Source organism: Verminephrobacter aporrectodeae subsp. tuberculatae, assembly GCF_026127385.1.
GTDB lineage: Bacteria > Pseudomonadota > Gammaproteobacteria > Burkholderiales > Burkholderiaceae_C > Acidovorax > Acidovorax aporrectodeae.
Map to the genome: position 1 here is coordinate 672,479 of NZ_QZCX01000003.1, position 18,282 is coordinate 690,760.

The window sequence follows — 18,282 nt, forward strand, 5'->3', positions numbered from 1 at the left end:
GTTCATCATCTGCCACCGCCCGAGCCGCCCCTGCATGCCCCCCACCGCGCAGACCCCTTGCCACCGCGCTGCTTCGGCGTGGCGGCTGTCCGCCATGCTGCCTGCGCTGGCCCGTGGCGCGGCCCTGGCCTGCTGCACCCTGCCGCACGCCGCCCTGACTCAGGAACCGGCGCAGGACGCCCCGGACGCCCCACCCGCACTGCGCGCCACGCCCCGGCTGCAGGAGCGGATTCCCCCCGCCGTGCGCCACCGGCTCCCGATCTTCGTGACGGGGGAGCACATCCGCGGCCAGATCGATCTGAACACCATCATCGAAGGCGATGCGCAGCTGCGCCACGGCGATACCGTGATCCGCGCCGACCGGATGGACTACACCGCGCCCGATGACCTGGCCCGGGCGCACGGCAGGGTGCGCATCAACCGCGCGGGCGACCGCTACGAGGGCACGGAGCTGGAGTTGTACGTGGACGCCTTCCAGGGCTTCTTCAGCGACGCGCAGTACTGGCTCCTGGAGCCGCAGGCGCATGGCACTGCCTCGCGCATGGATTTCCTCGCCCGCGACCGGACGCTGGTGCACAACGCCACCTACACCACCTGCGAGCGCGGCGATGCGCCGGACTGGGCGCCGGACTGGGTGCTGCGCGCCGCGACCCTGCACATCGACAGCACGCAAGAAACCGGCACCGCCGAAGACGCCGTGCTGGAGTTCAAGGGCGTGCCCCTGCTGCCGCTGGCGTACATCAGCTTTCCCCTTTCGGACAAGCGCAAGTCGGGCCTGCTGCCACCGACCGTCGGGCTCGACAGCCGCGACGGCCTGACCTACACGCAGCCGTATTACTGGAACATCGCGCCGAACCGCGACGCCACGCTGCGCGCCACGCTCATGCAAAAACGCGGCGCCAGCCTGGGGGGCGAATTCCGCTACCTGGAGCCGGCCTACGCGGGCCAGATCAGCGGCGACCTGATGCCCAGCGATCAGCTGCGCAGGCACTCCCGCTGGAGCTTTTCGGGCCGGCACCAGGGCGCCTTCAGCAGCAGCACCGACACCCTGGGCCTGAACCTGAATCTGAACCGCGTGAGCGACGACGACTACTGGCGCGACTTCGGCCGCGCCTCCGGGCCGCTGCGCCAGCGCCTGCTGCCGAACGACGCGCTGCTGACCTGGACGCGCAGCGATACGACGACGACGCTGCGCACCCTCAAGTGGCAGACGCTGCAGGACGTGAACGCGCCCATCGTGCCGCCATACGACCGCATGCCGCAGCTGCAATGGCGCTATGCGCCACTCGGGCTCGGCGGCAACCTCGACGCCAGCGTGGAACTGGACAGCACGCGCTTTCAGGCCGCGCGCGAGCGCACCGGGCAACCCAACGCCACCCGCAGCTACGCCATGGCACAGATCAGCCGGCCCTTCGTCCAGCCCGCGGGCTACGTCACGCCGCGGCTGCAACTGCACGCCACGCAGTACCAGTTCGACGCGCCGCTGCCCGGCAGCACGCGCAGCGCGCAGCGCGCGCTGCCCACGTTCAGCCTGGACAGCGCGCTGATGTTCGAGCGCGACACCCGGTTCTTCGGGCGCGCCTTCCTGCAGACCCTGGAGCCCCGGGCGTTCTACACCTACACACCGTACCGCGACCAGAGCCGGCTGCCGGTGTACGACAGCGCCGCGAACGACTTCAACCTGGCGACCATCTACACCGAAAACGCCTACGGGGGCAACGACCGGCTGGCCGACAACAACCTGCTCACCCTGGGCGTGACCACGCGCCTGCTGGATCCGGAGAGCGGCAACGAGGCCATCCGCCTGGGCCTGGCGCAGCGCCTGCGCCTGTCCGAGCAAAGGGTGACCCTGCCCGGCAACGCGCCGGTGAACGAACGCCTGTCCGACCTGCTGCTGGGCGCGAGCATCCGCTGGACGCCGCGCTGGGACCTGGACTCCATGCTGCAATACAACCCCAAGCAGGGCCGCTCCGTGCGCACGACCGTCGGCGCACGCTACAGCCCCGGCAGCTACCGCACCCTGAGCGCCGCGTACCGCCGGCAGCGCGGCACCAGCGAGCAAATCGACATTGGCTGGCAATGGCCCCTGAACGACCTGTGGGGCGACAAGGGCCAGGACCTGGGGCCCGGCGGCGGCCAGGGGGGCAGGCGCTGGTACGGCGTCGGCCGGCTGAACTACAGCCTGCAAGACAGCCGGCTCATAAACACCATCGTCGGCCTGGAATACGACGGCTGCTGCTGGATCGGCAGCGTGGTGCTCGAACGCCTGCAAAACGGCACGAGCACCTCGAACACGCGCCTGCTCCTGCAGATCGAATTCCTGGGTCTGTCGCGCCTGAGCCTGGGCGCCAACCCCCAGGAAACCTTCAAGCACAATGTGCCGCGCTACCAATACCTGCGCGAGCAGGTGGCGCCGCCGAGCCGCTTCAGCAACTACGACTAACGCCATGCAATACCGTGATCACTGCACAGTCCTGGCCCTGATCCTCGCCAGCCTGACCGCCATGGGCAGCGCTGCGGCGCAGGGCCTGCGCCTGCCGGGAACGCCTGCGGGCCAGGGATTGGCGCGCCCCGCCCCCGCCCCGCCGTCCGAGACCGCGTCCACGCCCGACGCCGCGGCGCGCACGGCGGACTTCATCGTCGCCGTGGTGAACTCCGAACCCGTGACCAGCACCGAACTGCGCACGCGGCTCGCGCAGGTCCAGGCGCAGCTGGCCCGCCAGGGCGGCGCCACGCCGCCGCACGAACGGCTGGAGCGCGAAGTGCTGGAGCGGATCATTCTCGAGCGGGTGCAGATCCAGCAGGCGCGCGAGACGGGGATCAAGGCGGACGAGTTCGCCGTCACGCAGGCCGAGGAGAACGTGGCGCGCCAGAACCGGCTGACGGTGGACGAGCTGCACGCCCGCCTGGCGCGCGAAGGCATCGGCCAGGAACGCTTTCGGGAAGAACTGCGCAACCAACTGCTCGTGCAGCGCCTGCGCGAACGCGAAGTCGAAGCGCGCGTCAAGGTCTCCGATCTGGACGTCGAGCAGTACCTGAAGGAAGAGCAACGGGACGCGCAGGCCGCGCCCATGCAAATCAACCTCGGCCACGTGCTGGTGCTGGTTCCCGAAAACGCCAGCCCCGCGCAGGTGGTCGAGCGCCAGGCGCGGGCGCGGCAGGCGGCCGACCGGCTGCACGCCGGAGAAGACTTCGCCGCCGTGGCGCGCGAATTCTCGGACGCCCCCGAGGGCGCGCGCGCGGGCGGGCAGCTCGGCCTGCGCCCGGTGGACCAGTACCCGGAGCTGTTCGTGAGCTCCACGCAGGACCTGCCCCTGGGCGCCGTCGCCGGCCCCGTGCGCTCGCCGGCGGGCTTTCACCTGCTCAAAGTGATCGAGCGCGTCACGGCCGCAACGCCCGCCACGGTCGAGCAAAACCACACCCGCCACATCCTGCTGCGCACCGGCCCCCGGCTGAGCGAGGCCGCAGCGGCCGCACGCCTGGCCGACTACAAACGGCGCGTGCTCGCAGGCCAGGCCGACTTTGCGGCGCTGGCGCGCGAACATTCCCAGGACAGCAGCGCCAAAGAGGGGGGCGACATGGGCTGGGCCAGCCCCGGCCGCTACGTGCCCGAATTCGAACAGGCCCTGGACGCCCTCAAACCGGGCGAGATCAGCGAGCCGCTGGTGACGCGCTTTGGCGTGCACCTGGTCCAACTGCTCGAACGCCGCCAGAGCACGCCGACCCCGCGCGAGCAGCGCGACATGGCGCGCAGCATCGTGCGCGAGAAAAAGCTCGACGAAGCCTACGCCGCCTGGGCGCAGGAACTGCGCGCGCGCGCCTATGTGGAATACCGTGACCCGCCGCGCTAGCGCGCCATCCTCCCCTGCCCGCAGCGCATACGACGACGGCCGCAGGCGCCGCCACAGCCGCTGGATATGAAACACCTCCCGCGCAAACGCTTCGGGCAGCATTTCCTGACCGACCAGGCGGTCATCGCCGCCATCGTGCAGGCGATTGCACCGCAGCCGGGCCAGTCCATGGTCGAGATCGGTCCGGGCCTGGCGGCGCTCACGCAGCCGCTGGTCGAGCGCCTCGGGCGCTTGAGTGTGATCGAACTCGACCGCGACCTGGCGCAGCGCCTGCAACGGCACGAGCGGCTCGACGTGATCGCAGCGGACGCGCTCACGATCGACTTCACGCAGCTCGCGCAGACCCTGCGCACGCAGCAGGCGGACCCGCCGCAGCACGGGCACTGCGCGCGCGCGCCTATGTGGAATACCGTGACCCACCGCGCTAGCGCGCCATCCTCCCCTGCCCGCAGCGCATACGACGACGGCCGCAGGCGCCGCCACAGCCGCTGGATATGAAACACCTCCCGCGCAAACGCTTCGGGCAGCATTTCCTGACCGACCAGGCGGTCATCGCCGCCATCGTGCAGGCGATTGCACCGCAGCCGGGCCAGTCCATGGTCGAGATCGGTCCGGGCCTGGCGGCGCTCACGCAGCCGCTGGTCGAGCGCCTCGGGCGCTTGAGTGTGATCGAACTCGATCGCGACCTGGCGCAGCGCCTGCAACGGCACGAGCGGCTCGACGTGATCGCAGCGGACGCGCTCACGATCGACTTCACGCAGCTCGCACAAACCCTGCGCACGCAGCAGGCGGACCCGCCGCAGCGCGGGCTGCTGCGCGTGGTGGGCAACCTGCCCTACAACGTCTCCACGCCCATCCTGTTCCATTTGCTCGCGCACGCGCAGGCCATCGAAGACCAGCACTTCATGCTGCAAAAGGAAGTCGTCGAGCGCATGCTCGCGCAGCCGGCCACGAGCGCCTACGGGCGCCTGTCGGTCATGCTGCAATGGCGCTACGCCATGCAGCACCTGCTGAGCGTTGCGCCCCAAAGCTTCGATCCGCCGCCGCGCGTGCACAGCGCCGTGCTGCGCATGCGGCCGCACGCGCAGCCGGCGCCCCTGTCGCTGCCCCTGCTCGAAGAACTGGTGCGCGTGGCCTTCAGCCAGCGGCGCAAACTGCTGCGCCACACGCTCGGGCGCTGGCTGGATGCGCGCGGCTACGCGGGCCATTTCGACGTCCAGCGCCGCGCCGAGGAGGTGGCAGTGCACGAATTCGTGGCCCTGGCGCAGGACGCGCACACATAGCCCGCGGACCCCGGAGGCAGGCGGCGATGGTCAAACGTTCACGCGGCATGCTGCTGCAATCCATCGTTCTGGACCGCGGCGCTGCGCAGACCCTGTCCACCCAGATTTATCGCAAGCTCAAAGACCTGCTGCTCGACGGATCGCTGTCGACGGGGGACCGCCTGCCTTCGACGCGCACCATGGCGAGCGAACTCGGGGTCGCGCGCGCGACCATCGTCGAGACCTTTGAGCGGCTGGTCGCCGAGGGCCTGCTCGAATCCCGGGTCGGCGCCGGCACCCACGTCAGCCCGGCCCTGAACGCGCGCGTCGCGCCCACCGACGCGCCGCTGGACATCGGGTCCGTCGCCAGCGCGAAACTGGCGAAGGCGATTGCGCTGGCCGGGCAGTTCGGCACCCGCCTGGTGCACCAGCACCAGCCGTTCACGACCGGGATGCCGGCCTTCGACGCGTTTCCGATGGCGCAATGGTTCCGGCTGTCGAGCAAGCATTGGCGCAACGCGCGCAAGCCGATGCTCGGCTACCCCGAGCCGCATGGCGAGCTGCGCCTGCGCGAGGCCATTGCCACCCATTTGCGCGTGAACCGCGGGATCGCCTGCCACGCCAGGCAGATCTTCATCGTCAGCGGCGCGCAGTACGCGTTCCAGCTGATCGCGGAAATGCTGATCGACGCGGGCGACCGGGTCTGGTTTGAAAACCCCGGGCATATCGGCGCGCGCAACTGCTTCATGCTCGCGGGCGCGCACATGGTCGCGGTCCCCGTTGACGAAGCCGGCCTGCGCGTCGAACAGGGGCGCGCCGTGGCGCCGTCGTTCAAGCTGGCCTTCGTCACCCCGTCGCAGCAGCAACCGCTGGGCGTGAAGATGAGCCTGGATCGGCGCTTCGCGCTGCTCCAGGCCGCCGAGGCGGCCGACGCGTGGATCATCGAGGACGACTGGGCCGGCGATTTCTGCGTCACCGACAAGCCGCTGCCCACGCTCAAGGAACTGGACCTCGGCGGGCGGGTGATCTACGTCGGCAGCTTCAGCAAATCCATTTTTCCTGCGCTGCGGCTGGGCTTCATACTGGCGCCGCCGCCGCTGGTTCCGTTTTTCTGCACCAGCCTGGAGGCGTTCTCCCCGGGCGTTCCCACGCACCTGCAAACGGTGCTCGCCGAGTTCATCGCCGAGGGGCATTTCGCGACGCACGTCCGGCGCATGCGCCGGCTCTACGCGGAACGCTACGACGCGCTCGCGCTCGCGGTGGGCACGCACCTGGCGCGCTGGCTGGAACTGGCGCCAACGCGCACCGGCCTGCATACCTTTGCCCGCCTGAAATGCCCTATCATCGACCGTGATGAACATATTGTCGATGGCAAAAAGATGGTCGACTTTTCTTCCAGTTGATTTGAGTATTTGCGCCATTTCCACGGCAATCAGCGCACCTTGCGACCAACCGCCAAGCAGGTATGGGCCTTCTGAGTCCTGCATCAGGATCCGCTCGACGTACCGTTGCGCCATCTGTTCAATCGTTTGGTCCGGATCCGAATCCGGAAGCAGCCCCGCCGACTGAATCGCGTAGAAAGGATGCTTGTTCCCCAGCATGACGGCCAACGGGCCGTAACACAACCCGTTGCCATGCGTCGGGTGGACAAAATAGATAGGCGATTGCCCCTGTCCCGGGCGAAGGCGGATCAGGATATCGCTCTCTGAAGCTCGCTTTAGCTCTGACACATCGCCTCTCTTTTTCCATCAAGCCACGCAATCACATCGCTGGCATTGCGCTCCGGCGGGAAAACAGGATAGAACACCTTGATGATTTTTCCCACTTCGACAATCCAAGTCTGCCGCTTGATCATTCTCTTGCCCTCAACGACAAAGGTCGGCAGACGAAGTGCTTCAGTCAGTTTGAACTCGGCATCGCTGAGCAATTCATAAGGCAGATGCAAGCGCGCCACCGCTTCGCGCTGATCTTCGCTGCTTTGCGTACTGATCCCGAAAACAGAACAATTGTACTGCCGCAGTTCGTCAGCATGATCCCTGAATGCACAAGACTGCGGCGTACAACCCGGGGCTCCGGGGATTTGCAGCCATCCCTCGGACAACGGAACGCCGGGTTTGCCCGTCATCGGATAGAGATACATGACGACCCTGCCTTGCAACGAAGACAAGTTGCACGCCAATTCGGTCGTCGATGTCAATGATAAGTTCGGCAGCGCCATCCCAGTCAAATGGTCGCAAAGCCCGTCATCGACAGGACACGGCAAATCCTTGGGCAACTCGACAGGGTTCGGTGCCGATGTCGTTCTGACGATTTCTGGCTCTTGCAATGCGCCTCGTTTCTTCATTTCTCTCCCTGAAGGGTTGCAGAACAGCATTCGTCAAGGCAAATGGCCTTCAGTGCCAGGAGCAGGCTTTCGCATTGTTCAGGCGTACCGACGGTTATCCTGAGAAATTGCTCGATCCGGGGCAAAGAAAAATGCCTGACAAGAACCCCTTGCTCCTTGAGCTTGCAATACAAGAAGCCCGCATCGTGGCCAGAGTGGCTGGCGAACACGAAATTCGCCATGGACGGAATGATCTGGAACCCCAATGCCCGAAGCGCTGCGCTCAGTTCTTCGCGTGACCGGACGATGTTGCGCGTCACCGCTTCGAAATATTCCCGATCTTCGATGGCTGCGACCGCCGCAGCGTTCGCCAGCCTGGACAGCGGATACGAATTGAAACTGTTTTTGACTCGCTCCAAACCTTCGATCAAGTCCTTGTTCCCCAGCGCAAAACCGATCCGCATGCCGGCAAGGGATCTGGATTTGGAGAATGTCTGGACGACGAGCACGTTGGGATAGCGATCGATCAACCGAGCGGCACTTTCTGCACCGAAGTCCACATACGCTTCGTCGATCACCACGACCGATTCGCTATGCCGCTTCAAAAAGTGCTCGATCAGGTCGGTATCGAGCTGCACGCCCGTGGGTGCATTCGGATTGGCGAAGATGATTCCGCCATTCGGAATCGCATAGTCGTCGAGGTCGATTTCGAACGAGGCGGTCAAAGGAATCGTTTTGTACTGGATGCCGTAGAGCCCGCAGTACACGGGATAGAAGCTGTAGGTGACATCCGGAAACAAGGTTGGCAGATCGTGCTTGAGCAACGCTTGGAAAACGTGTGCCAGCACTTCATCGGAACTATTGCCGACGAAAATCTGGTCGTTCGCCAACTCGAAATGGTGGGCCAATGCCCGCTTCAACTTCTGGCTGTTCGGGTCTGGATACAGCCGTAGCTCATCTCCCGTGCTCTGCGCAATCGACTCCAGCACCCGTGGCGATGGCGGGTACGGGTTCTCGTTGGTGTTGAGCTTGACGACTCCCGGATTCAAAGGCTGCTCTCCGGCTACATAAGGTGTCAGCTTGCTGACGACGGGACTCCAGTATTTGCTTGTCATTGAATTCTCATAAATGATCTTCATTCACCATCGCTGCCCTCACGCATGGGATGCATACAAGCCACGAGCCAGACCGAATACCCTTACCAGGCCCAGAAGGGAATCGATTCGGTCCGTGTCGGCATGAATGGCTCGCCCGATCTCGGACACGACACCGATGAGCGAGTCGATCTCTAGGCGTCTTCCGGCTTCCATATCCTGCAGCATCGATGTCTTGAATTTTCCCATCTTCCGAGTGAGTTGCATCTGCTCATCGGCAGAGAACAGATTGTCGCAGCCGATCTTCTTGCCGATATCGACAGCTTGGCGCATCACGCAAAGGCAAAAATTTCTCAGATCTGGATCGTCGAGAATCCGATCACAGGTCGCCCCCGTCAAGGCAGAAACCGGGTTCATCACCATGTTGCCAACTGCCTTGTTCCAGATGTCGGAATGGATGTCCTGTGAAAGATGCGCATCGAGCCCCGCTTGCGAAAACAAAGACACGAGCTTTTCCACCCGATTCGTCAGTCTGCGCGACGGTTCTCCCAGAATGATCCGATTTCCGAAATTGTGTTGCAACACCCCCGGCTCTCGCTTCTCGCAATTGGGGAAGATCACGCTGCCGACAATCGAGTCTAACGGAATCTTCTCGCTGATCTTTCCGCCCGGATCCACGGCATACAAGGCCAGCCCCTGACAGGGGCCCGGGAAATCGACGCCGACGCACTGTGCAGCGCCGCCGCGCAGCAGGGCGTGACGCTCACGCCGATCGACCGGTTCTGCATCGCACCCATCGAGCAGCACGGCGTCGTGATGGGCTTTGCGGCGTACACGCCGCAGCAGATCGAAGCCGCAGCCATCACCATGCAAAGCCTGCTCGAGGCAGCGCATCCCCTGCGGGCTGCGCCGTTGCCCCGTAGTAAAAAATAGCTGCGCAGCACCCACCACTCCGGAAGGCTATCCCCGCATGGACTCCATCGCCGCATCAGACCTCAAGACCATCCTGCACTCCAAGCGGGCCAACCTCTACTATCTGGAACACTGCCGCGTGCTCGTCAATGGCGGGCGGGTGGAGTACGTGACCGACGCCGGCAAACGCAGCCTGTACTGGAACATTCCCATAGCGAACACCACCAGCATCCTGCTGGGCACCGGAACCTCCGTCACCCAAGCGGCCATGCGCGAGTTGGCCAAGGCGGGCGTGCTCGTCGGATTCGCCGGCGGCGGGGGCACGCCGTTGTTCAGCGCGAATGAGGTCGATATCGAGGTCGCGTGGTTCGCCCCGCAATCCGAATACCGCTCCACCGAATACCTGCAAGCCTGGGTGCGCTTCTGGTTCCACGACGACCTGCGCCTCATGGCCGCCAAGGCCTTGCAGACGCAGCGCTTGCAACGGCTGCGAACGCAATGGACTGCGCGGCCCTTGCGGGACGCCGGATTCGCAGTCGATGCGCAGCGCCTGCACGAACTGGTCGAGCAATTTACCCGGCTCATTGCCACGGCACCCGACACCACGGCGCTGCTCACCGACGAGGCACGCCTGACCAAGGCCCTTTTCAAGCTGGCAGTGGACACCACCGGCTACGGCGACTTCAGCCGCGCCAAACGCGGCACCGGAACGGACCCGGCGAATCGTTTTCTCGACCATGGCAACTACCTGGCTTACGGACTCGGGGCCACGGCCACCTGGGTGCTGGGGCTCCCACATGGTTTGGCAGTACTGCACGGAAAGACGCGGCGCGGCGGACTGGTCTTCGATGCCGCAGACTTGGTCAAGGACGCTGCCATCCTGCCGCAGTCCTTTCTGTCCGCCATGCGCGGCGATGACGAGCAACAGTTTCGGCAGCGCTGCATCGAAACCCTGACCCGCAGCGAATCGCTGGATTTCATGATCGACACGCTCAAGACCATTGCGCAGGAAACTGCGCAGCACGCCATGCAGGAAACTGCGCAACACGCCACCACGCAGGGCCCCGCACCATGAACGTGCTCTTCATCTCGCAATGCAGCAAACGGGCCCTGACGGAGACCCGCCGCATCCTCGATCAATTTGCCGAACGGCGTGGCGAGCGCACCTGGCAAACCCCGATCACCGCGGACGGACTGGACACCGTGCGCAGGCTGCTGCGCAAGACGGCGCGCAAGAACACCGCCGTCGCCTGCCACTGGATTCGTGGCCTGAACCACAGCGAACTGCTGTGGATCGCAGGCGACGGCCGGCAGTTCAACGCCGAAGGCGCCGTGCCCACCAACACCAGCACGAGCAACTTGCTGCGCGCCGAGGACGAGCGCACCTGGCACCACCTGCCCCTGATGACCGCGCTGACCGCCCTGGCGGCGTTGATGCACGACCTGGGCAAGGCCACGCAGGCGTTCCAGGACCGGCTGCGCAACCCCGGCTGCCTGGAGCGCAACCACTACCGGCACGAATGGGTTTCGGTGCGGCTGTTCCAGGCGCTTGTGGGCAGCGATGACGATGCGGGCTGGCTGGCGCGCCTGGCCACCTGCGCGCAAGAGGGCCAGGACGGGCCGTCGTTTGAAGCCCTGTGGTTGGACCGCGGGCGATTGCTGCGCGATGGCCTGGACGAGGCAGCGGACCAGAGCCCGCCCTTTGCGAAGCTCCCGCCGCTCGCACGGGCAGTGGCCTGGTTGGTGCTCACGCACCATCGCCTGCCCTGCCAACCCGTCAAGAACAACCGCAACGCGCCCGACGACGAACCCGAAGCGTCCCGTTCGGACTCGGAATACCTTCGCTTCGGTGCGCGCCTCCCGTTCGTCAATGCGAACGAGCTGCACGACTTGCTGGCCCGGGTCAACGCCGACTGGAACGAGCCCCGCGGAGACCTGGCGCCCGCACAGATAGGCGCCTACTGGCGCTTTGCGCATGGCCTGCCCGTGGGCCTGCTGTCCTGGCGCAAGCAAGCCGCGCGCTACGCGGAAAAACTGCAAGGCCTCGCCGCCCCCGGCGTGCAACGCCCCGCGCTGCACGACCCGTTCACCATGCACGTCTCGCGCCTGTGCCTGATGCTGGCGGACCACCATTACTCCCGCATCGAGGACACGGCGCGCCGCGCGCCCTACCTGAACGCGCAGTACCCGCTGTACGCGAACACACGCCAGAACGGGGGCAGCCAACACGCGCCCGCCCCGCGCCAGGGAAGCTTCAACCAAACCCTGGACGAGCACCTGCTGGGCGTGCAGGCCCATGCCACGCGGATCGCCCGGTCCCTGCCCACGCTGGCGCGCAGCCTGCCCGCACTGCAAAACCACCGCGGCCTGAAAAAACGCAGCAGCAGCGCCCGGTTCCAGTGGCAGGACAAGGCCGCCGACCTGGCCGCCAGCGTGCGCCACCGGGCCGAGGCCCAGGGCGCGTTCATCGTCAACATGGCCTCCACCGGCTGCGGCAAGACCCTGGGCAACGCGCGCATCATGAATGCGTTGGCCGACCCGGCCACCGGCCTGCGCTGCGCCTTTGCCATCGGCCTGCGCACGCTCACGCTGCAAACCGGGCGCAGCTTTCAGAAAGACCTGGGCCTGTCGGATGAGCAACTCGCGATCCGGGTGGGCGGCAGCGCCAGCCGTGCGCTATTCGACTACTGGGAGCAGCAGGCCGAGAGCACCGGCTCCGCATCGTGCCAGGCCCTGCTCGACGAAGGCGGGCAGGTGCTGTTCGAGGGCCATGCGCAGCACCCGCTGCTGGAACGCCTGAGCGACGACCCGCTGCTGCGCTCCCTGCTGACCGCGCCCTTGCTGGTCTGCACCGTAGACCACCTCACGCCCGCAACCGAGAGCCTGCGCGGCGGCCGCCAGATTGCTCCGATGCTGCGCCTGATGACCGGTGACCTGGTGCTGGACGAGCCCGACGACTTCGACATGGCCGACCTGCCCGCGCTCACACGCCTGGTGCATTGGGCCGGACTGCTGGGCGCACGCCTGCTGCTGTCATCGGCCACCTTGCCGCCCGCGCTGGTCGAAGGCCTGTATCTGGCCTACCGCGAGGGGCGCACGATTCTCCAGCGGCACCGCAGCCAACGCCCCGACGAACCCGTCAACGTATGCTGCCTGTGGATCGACGAATTCCACCAGAGCGCGCAGGACTGCCCGGATGGCGCGGCCTTCCGCATGGCCCACACCCGCTTTGCGGAAAAGCGCGTGGCCCAGTTGGCCAAGGCCGAGGTGCGCCGCCGGGGCCAGATCGTCGCACTGCCCGCGCCATGGGGCGCCATGGACGAGGCCGCGCGGCGCGAGGATTTCGCCCGTTTCGTGCTCCAGTGCGCATGGGACCTGCACCAGCGGCCACAAAACCATGGCCTGGCCCCCGACAGCGGCAAGCGCGTGAGCCTGGGCCTGATCCGCATGGCAAACATCGATCCGCTGTTCGACGTGGCCCGGGCGATCTACCGCCAGGGCGCGCCGGCGCCCGGCGTGCGCCTGCACCTGTGCGTCTACCACGCGCAGTTTCCGCTGCTGGTCCGCTCGGCCATCGAACGACGGCTCGACACCCTGCTCGACCGCCGTGCACCGCCGGGCGGTGCCGATCCGGTGCTGCACCGGTCCGAAATTCGTGCACTGCTGGACGCGCACCCGGAACCAGACCATCTATTCGTCGTGCTCGGCAGCCCGGTCACCGAAGTCGGCCGCGACCACGACTACGACTGGGCCGTGGTGGAGCCCTCGTCGATGCGCTCGCTGATACAACTGGCCGGCCGCGTGCGCCGCCACCGGCCCGGCGCCGTCAGCACCGTCAACATGACGGTGCTCGACAGCAACCTGCGCGCCTGCGAACGCCCCGGCGAGGCGGCATTTTGCAGGCCGGGATTTGAGATGAATCGCGTGGACCCCAAGGCAGACAAACCGACCGGCCAGGAACCGCACGACTCCGCTTGGCGCTTTTATCTGGAAGGACATGGCTTGACGCAATTGCTGGAGTCCCCGCCAGCGGGTTTCGCCATCGACGCCCGCCCCCGTGTCGTGGCTGCGGAAAAGCCCAAACCAAGACAAAAATGGATCGATCTGGAACACGAGCGCATGCGCGACACCATGCTTCCCCGAGCGCCAAGCGGCAAGTTCTTCACGCCCCCGCTGCGCAATGCAACGCTGCATTGGCACAGCGGGCAGTGCTTGTGGTTGACGGGACTGTTGCCGCAGTACCAGCGGTTTCGTGACGATTCAACAGCGCGGGTGGACGTGGCCTTTTTGCCGGACGAGGACGAAAACGATCTGCTTCTGCACATGGTGACGGATACCCGGAAAGCAGCAGGAAAGCTCTATGCGCCGGCAGAGGAAAAGTTGAAGAGATTGAAGGAGATTCGCATGGGCCCGGGCATTGCCCCCTGGCTGAAAGTCTCCTTGGTGAATGAATTGACAGCCTTGGCCCATTCCAAGGGAATACCATTGCGCAGCTGCGCAGAAAAATACGCTGTGCTCAGCCTGCCCAAGCCCCGCAGCCACCTGGGCTGGGTCTACCACGACACTCTGGGATTCACCAAGGAGAAGACACATGGAGATTGATTCGGATCAGCACCCACCCAAAGAGAAGAGCAGGCTCCATGGCAGAAACTGACGCCCCTGCGCACAGCAGCTTCCAGGCCGCAGTACAAGCGTTTATTCAGGAGCGCTTGCAAACAAAGCTGGACAAGCTCAAGGAAGACGACCCGGAGCGTGAAAGATTGCGCGCACGGTACCAGCCGGCGGCCTGGATTGAAGACGCCGCGCAGCGGGTACAGCAAATCCAGGCCGTCACCCATTCCCTCAAGCCGATCCACCCCGACGCCCGCGGCACCCAGCTTTATGCGGAGCCAAGCAGCCTGCCCACACTGTCCGAGTTGGGCAGCCATGCACTGGGCAATGCCTTTGATTTTGATGTGGTGGGCAATGCAGCCGCGTTGGATGTGTACAAGTTCCTGAAGTTGGAAGTGAATGGGCGCAGCCTGCTGACTGCACTACAGGAGGAAGACGCATCCGCCCTGCGGGCATTGCATGGCGACGCGACGCAGGCCAAGACCTTGCGCAATGCCTTGCTCCGCCTGACGCAGCCCCGTTCTGACCGGACCAGCTCACACACACGGGCCAAGCAACTGTATTGGCTGACGGGCAGCGATGCATGCGCGGACGATGGCTACGAGTTGCTGGCCCCCTTGTTTGCCACTTCGTTGGCCCACACCGTGCACACCCAGGTGAAGGATGCCCGCTATGGCAAAGCCAACAAGGCCGCGCGCCAAGCACGGCGTGAGCGCAAGGCGCATGGCGGTGTGTTTGTCGACTACCCCGGGCTGGCCGTGCAGAAGATGGGTGGAACAAAGCCGCTGAACATCAGCCAATTGAATAGCGAGCGCGGTGGGGTGAACTATTTGCTGGCCTCGTTGCCCCCCATCTGGCAGCCTCGCAGGCAGCGCCTGCCGGTGAATACCGATTCGGTGTTCAAGCACCTGTACCCCGAGCGGCCTGGGGTGCGCAATACAGTGCGCGCCCTGCGCCGCTTTCTGGAACGCGACCCACGGCCCAATCAAGCGACGCGCGAGCGCCGCGCAGCTGATATTGAAAAGCTGGTGGATGAGTTGGTCATGCTGGCAACCAAGTTGCAGCAAAGCTTGGCCCCAGGCTGGACGCGGGACGATGAGCGCTTCCACAAGCTGGCGCGTGCAGAACAACTGTGGCTGGACCCATTGCGCGCCGAACTGCCCGGTGAAGACGACTTTGCCAAGGAATGGCGATGGATGGACTGGCCCAATACCATTGGCAGGTTCTTTGCCAACTGGCTCAATGCCAAGTTGGCAGGCCAGTTGCCGGTGGGCGACGTCGAGGCCCGCGAATGGCAGCGTACGCTGCTGGTCAAGGACGATGGCTGGCGCGAAACATTGGCAGAGCAACGCAGGCGCATCAATGGCCAAGGGGGCTCGCGATGAAACCCGAAGCCATCCTGGTCCTGCCGCATCTGCTCGTGCAAAATGCCAACGCCATCTCCAGTCCACTGACGCACGGTTTCCCGTCCATCACCGCCTTCCTGGGTTTGATGTGGGCGCTGGAACGCAAACTGGCGCCGGATGACATCCCGCTGCATTTGCAGGCCGTGGGCGTCATCAGCCACCACCACCAGGAGCAGGTGACGCAGCAAGGCTATGTGCGCACTTTCAACCTGACCCGCAATCCGGTGAGCCAAAAAGAAAAACTGGCCGCCTTCGAAGAAGGCAAACCTGCCGCCCTCGTTGAGGAAGGGCGCATCCGTGGGGCGATGTCACTTCGCAAGCGCCGCGGCAAACCTGCCGCCCTCGTTGAGGAAGGGCGCATCCACCTCGATATCACGCTGGTCTTTGCCGTGGCTGAAAAGCGCATGGCGGGTGGCCCTCCGCGTTTGGTGCAGGGCGGCGAAGCGCAGATGCAGGAATGGGCCAGCGCGGCGGGTGCCATTCTTTCGCAAATGCGTGTGGCTGGCGGCACACTGCTGCCATCCCGCCCGGCACTCGGAAAACGCGTGCAGCCCTGGATGGCGGTGCTGCCCGAGGACCACGAAGCCCGGGCCGAACAATTTCGCTGGTGGCGACGCCAGTGGTTGCCCGGTTTTGCCCTTGTGGAGCAAGCCCACCTGCTGTCCGAGCGCTTGGCCAAACTGCGCGAAACAAACCCCGACGCCACGCTGCTGGATGCCTGGCTGCACGCAGCGCGCTGGAACTACGAGCCCGTGCTACCCAAGGAAGGCGAAACTGCCCCTGCAGACTGGGCCGACCCCTTGCGCGGCAAGGGCAGTGGCTGGACGGTTCCCATTCCCGTGGGCTATGCGGCCCTCTCACCCCGTCATCTGGCGGGCACGGTGGACAACGCCCGCAACATGGGCACGCCGCTGCGCTTTGTGGAATCGGTCTACTCGCTGGGCCGGTGGATCAGCCCCCACCGCCTGAGCCAGCCGGAGGAACTGTGGTGGCGTGCCGAGATCGACGAGGTCAAGGGCCTGTACCGCTGCCGCAATGCTTATGTTCCAGCCCCCACAGACCCCGATGAGAACGCGGACTGGGACGAAGACGACGACAGTTATGACTAACCGCCAAGACAAATTGCCAACCCCACCATTCACACATAAGGATTGAAACCATGTCGAAAAATCTTGAAATTCCATCTGTTCTGGCTTGCGAGCGCAAGCTTGATCCCTCTGACGCCATTTTCCACGCCGGGCACTGGAACGACCGGGAGGATGCATCCCGTTGGGCGCCAATCCCCATTCGTTCCAAGTGTCTGCGCGGCACCATCTCCAACCGCCTTAAAACAAAAGATCAAGACCCCGCAAAGCTCGATGCCGACATTGAAAAACCCAACCTGCAGACGGTAGATGTGGCCACATTACCGACCAACGCGGACACCTTGAGAGTTCAGTTCACGCTGCGCGTGCTGGCCGGTGCTGGAACACCGTCAGTCTGCAATAAGGTAGAGTATCAGAAAAAGCTGGTGCAAACGGTGCAGATTTATAGGGAAAAAGAAGGATTTACCGAACTGGCCAAGCGCTATGCGGCAAACTTGGCCAATGGCCGCTTCCTGTGGCGCAACCGCATTGGCGCAGAAAACGTGCAGGTGAAGGTGGCCTTGCTCAAGGATGGCGAGCCAGAGCAATCACGGTTTTTTGATGCTCTGTCGCTTGATTTGCGGAAATTGGATTCTATCAATGATGATGCCGTTCAGTCTCTGGGGACCGTGATTGCGGACGGACTGACTGGCAACAAACGCCATGTGCTGCTGCAAGTGACCGCTTTTGCGCGCGTTGGCGCCGGGCAAGAAGTATTCCCATCGCAGGAACTGGTTCTCAACAATGACAAGAGCAAGAACAAGAACAAGGTCAAGCAAGGAAAGACGCTCTATGCTGTGGCCGGTGTGGCAGCCATTCATTCCCAAAAAATCGGCAATGCCCTGCGCACCATCGACACTTGGTACGAAGATGCCGATGAGTGGGGTCCGATTGCCGTGGAACCCTACGGCGCGGTCACCACGCGGAGCATGGCCCACCGCCAGCCAAAGCGCAAGCTGGATTTCTACACCTTGCTGGACAACTGGCTGCTTAATGATAAAGAACCATCCGTGGAGCAGCAGCACTATGTAATGGCCGTTTTGATCCGTGGCGGTGTGTTTGGCAAAAAAACCTCTGACGAAGCGTCTGACGATGCAAGCTGAGATTCTCCATGACCACACACTATATTGACATTGCATTGCGGCCGGACCCGGAATTCAGCCCCGCGCATTTGCTCAATGCCTTGTACGCCAAACTGCACCGCGCCTTGGTGCAATTGGGCACGGGCGACGTGGGAGTGAGCTTTCCCGGTCTGACCCCCCGGGGAACGCACTTGGGCAACACATTGCGGCTTCACGGCACGGAGCCTGCGCTGCAACGCCTGCAGGCACTGCTCTGGTTGCAGGGGATGCGTGACCATGTGCAGGCGAGCGAAGCCGTATCCGTTCCCGCACACACACAGCACCGTACCGTGCGCCGCGTACAGGCCAAGAGCAACCCCGAACTTTTGCGCCGGCGCCAAATGCGCCGCCACGGGATTGACAGCGCAGAGGCGCTCCTGAGAATTCCGGATCAAGAGGGCCAGCGATTGGCGTTGCCCTATCTGAGCTTGCACAGTGCCAGCTCAGGGCAAGCCTTCCACCTGTTTATCGACCATGGAGCCTTGATGAACACGCCATCCCCGGGCAGCTTTAGCACCTACGGACTCAGCACACAATCCACGATCCCGTGGTTTTGACCCTTTTTTTTGGCCAAGACA

The 18,282-nt window shown here is 64.5% G+C and carries 13 protein-coding genes and 2 pseudogenes; 11 read left to right on the forward strand and 4 right to left on the reverse strand.

Going from position 1 to position 18,282, the window contains the following annotated elements; genetic code table 11:
- Positions 1-34: 34 nt before the first annotated feature.
- The 5 genes and pseudogenes from lptD to pdxR all read left to right on the forward strand — a co-directional run bounded on the left by lptD (position 35) and on the right by pdxR (position 6,516).
- Positions 35-2,443 (forward strand): LPS-assembly protein LptD, encoded by a 2,409-nt coding sequence (gene lptD / locus D5041_RS18085; RefSeq protein WP_407702300.1) that lies wholly within the window; start codon positions 35-37, stop codon positions 2,441-2,443.
- 4 nt (positions 2,444-2,447) lie between these two features.
- On the forward strand, positions 2,448-3,851 hold the full coding sequence (locus tag D5041_RS18090) for a peptidylprolyl isomerase (RefSeq protein WP_265285403.1): 1,404 nt from the start codon (positions 2,448-2,450) through the stop codon (positions 3,849-3,851).
- A 66-nt stretch (positions 3,852-3,917) separates the two neighbouring features.
- Positions 3,918-4,205: pseudogene (locus D5041_RS18095) on the forward strand (rRNA adenine N-6-methyltransferase family protein); the annotation flags it as partial.
- Positions 4,206-4,345: 140 nt separating this feature from the next.
- Positions 4,346-5,134, forward strand: a complete 789-nt coding sequence (rsmA, locus tag D5041_RS18100; RefSeq protein ID WP_265285404.1) for a 16S rRNA (adenine(1518)-N(6)/adenine(1519)-N(6))-dimethyltransferase RsmA — start codon at positions 4,346-4,348, stop codon at positions 5,132-5,134.
- A gap of 26 nt (positions 5,135-5,160) precedes the next feature.
- Positions 5,161-6,516: a MocR-like pyridoxine biosynthesis transcription factor PdxR gene (pdxR, locus tag D5041_RS18105; protein WP_265285405.1), complete on the forward strand. Its 1,356-nt coding sequence runs from the start codon at positions 5,161-5,163 to the stop codon at positions 6,514-6,516.
- A gap of 21 nt (positions 6,517-6,537) precedes the next feature.
- On the opposite strand, the pseudogene D5041_RS22195 reads toward pdxR, so the two are convergent.
- The 4 genes and pseudogenes from D5041_RS22195 to D5041_RS18120 all read right to left on the reverse strand — a co-directional run.
- Positions 6,538-6,714 (reverse strand): annotated as a pseudogene (locus D5041_RS22195) (thioesterase domain-containing protein); the annotation flags it as partial.
- Positions 6,715-6,830: 116 nt separating this feature from the next.
- Positions 6,831-7,457 (reverse strand): peroxiredoxin, encoded by a 627-nt coding sequence (locus D5041_RS18110; protein ID WP_265258925.1) that lies wholly within the window; start codon positions 7,455-7,457, stop codon positions 6,831-6,833.
- Positions 7,454-8,551, reverse strand: coding sequence for a histidinol-phosphate transaminase (gene hisC / locus D5041_RS18115; RefSeq protein ID WP_265285406.1), 1,098 nt, complete (start codon positions 8,549-8,551; stop codon positions 7,454-7,456). Before hisC ends, D5041_RS18110 begins: the two co-directional genes overlap by 4 nt.
- A gap of 39 nt (positions 8,552-8,590) precedes the next feature.
- Positions 8,591-9,424, reverse strand: coding sequence for a 2-dehydropantoate 2-reductase (locus D5041_RS18120; protein WP_265258927.1), 834 nt, complete (start codon positions 9,422-9,424; stop codon positions 8,591-8,593).
- Positions 9,425-9,500: 76 nt separating this feature from the next.
- On the opposite strand from D5041_RS18120, the gene cas1f reads away from it, so the two are divergent.
- Genes cas1f through cas6f form a run of 6 tightly spaced genes read left to right on the forward strand, consistent with a single transcriptional unit; the run spans position 9,501 to position 18,261 of the window.
- A complete protein-coding gene (gene cas1f / locus D5041_RS18125; protein WP_265285407.1) occupies positions 9,501-10,517 on the forward strand; it encodes a type I-F CRISPR-associated endonuclease Cas1f in 1,017 nt (338 codons plus the stop codon).
- Entirely contained in the window at positions 10,514-14,044 is a 3,531-nt protein-coding gene (cas3f, locus tag D5041_RS18130) for a type I-F CRISPR-associated helicase Cas3f (RefSeq protein ID WP_265285408.1), read from the forward strand. Before cas1f ends, cas3f begins: the two co-directional genes overlap by 4 nt.
- Complete coding sequence (gene csy1 / locus D5041_RS18135; RefSeq protein WP_265285409.1) at positions 14,041-15,438, forward strand: type I-F CRISPR-associated protein Csy1; 1,398 nt, start codon at positions 14,041-14,043, stop codon at positions 15,436-15,438. Before cas3f ends, csy1 begins: the two co-directional genes overlap by 4 nt.
- Positions 15,435-16,568, forward strand: coding sequence for a type I-F CRISPR-associated protein Csy2 (csy2, locus tag D5041_RS18140; RefSeq protein WP_265285410.1), 1,134 nt, complete (start codon positions 15,435-15,437; stop codon positions 16,566-16,568). Before csy1 ends, csy2 begins: the two co-directional genes overlap by 4 nt.
- A gap of 50 nt (positions 16,569-16,618) precedes the next feature.
- Entirely contained in the window at positions 16,619-17,686 is a 1,068-nt protein-coding gene (gene csy3, locus D5041_RS18145; protein ID WP_265285411.1) for a type I-F CRISPR-associated protein Csy3, read from the forward strand.
- An 8-nt stretch (positions 17,687-17,694) separates the two neighbouring features.
- A complete protein-coding gene (gene cas6f / locus D5041_RS18150; protein WP_265285412.1) occupies positions 17,695-18,261 on the forward strand; it encodes a type I-F CRISPR-associated endoribonuclease Cas6/Csy4 in 567 nt (188 codons plus the stop codon).
- The last annotated feature ends 21 nt before the right edge of the window (positions 18,262-18,282 follow it).

What these genes read in the sequence shown, in the direction of transcription:
- csy3 (WP_265285411.1), top strand. Translation starts at nt 16,619, where the DNA reads ATGTCGAAAAATCTTGAAATTCCATCTGTTCTGGCTTGCGAGCGCAAG.
- rsmA (WP_265285404.1), top strand. Translation starts at nt 4,346, where the DNA reads ATGAAACACCTCCCGCGCAAACGCTTCGGGCAGCATTTCCTGACCGAC.
- hisC (WP_265285406.1), bottom strand. Translation starts at nt 8,551, where the DNA reads ATGACAAGCAAATACTGGAGTCCCGTCGTCAGCAAGCTGACACCTTAT.
- lptD (WP_407702300.1), top strand. Translation starts at nt 35, where the DNA reads ATGCCCCCCACCGCGCAGACCCCTTGCCACCGCGCTGCTTCGGCGTGG.
- cas1f (WP_265285407.1), top strand. Translation starts at nt 9,501, where the DNA reads ATGGACTCCATCGCCGCATCAGACCTCAAGACCATCCTGCACTCCAAG.
- D5041_RS18090 (WP_265285403.1), top strand. Translation starts at nt 2,448, where the DNA reads ATGCAATACCGTGATCACTGCACAGTCCTGGCCCTGATCCTCGCCAGC.
- pdxR (WP_265285405.1), top strand. Translation starts at nt 5,161, where the DNA reads ATGGTCAAACGTTCACGCGGCATGCTGCTGCAATCCATCGTTCTGGAC.
- D5041_RS18110 (WP_265258925.1), bottom strand. Translation starts at nt 7,457, where the DNA reads ATGAAGAAACGAGGCGCATTGCAAGAGCCAGAAATCGTCAGAACGACA.
- cas3f (WP_265285408.1), top strand. Translation starts at nt 10,514, where the DNA reads ATGAACGTGCTCTTCATCTCGCAATGCAGCAAACGGGCCCTGACGGAG.
- csy2 (WP_265285410.1), top strand. Translation starts at nt 15,435, where the DNA reads ATGAAACCCGAAGCCATCCTGGTCCTGCCGCATCTGCTCGTGCAAAAT.
- cas6f (WP_265285412.1), top strand. Translation starts at nt 17,695, where the DNA reads ATGACCACACACTATATTGACATTGCATTGCGGCCGGACCCGGAATTC.
- D5041_RS18120 (WP_265258927.1), bottom strand. Translation starts at nt 9,424, where the DNA reads ATGCGCTGCCTCGAGCAGGCTTTGCATGGTGATGGCTGCGGCTTCGAT.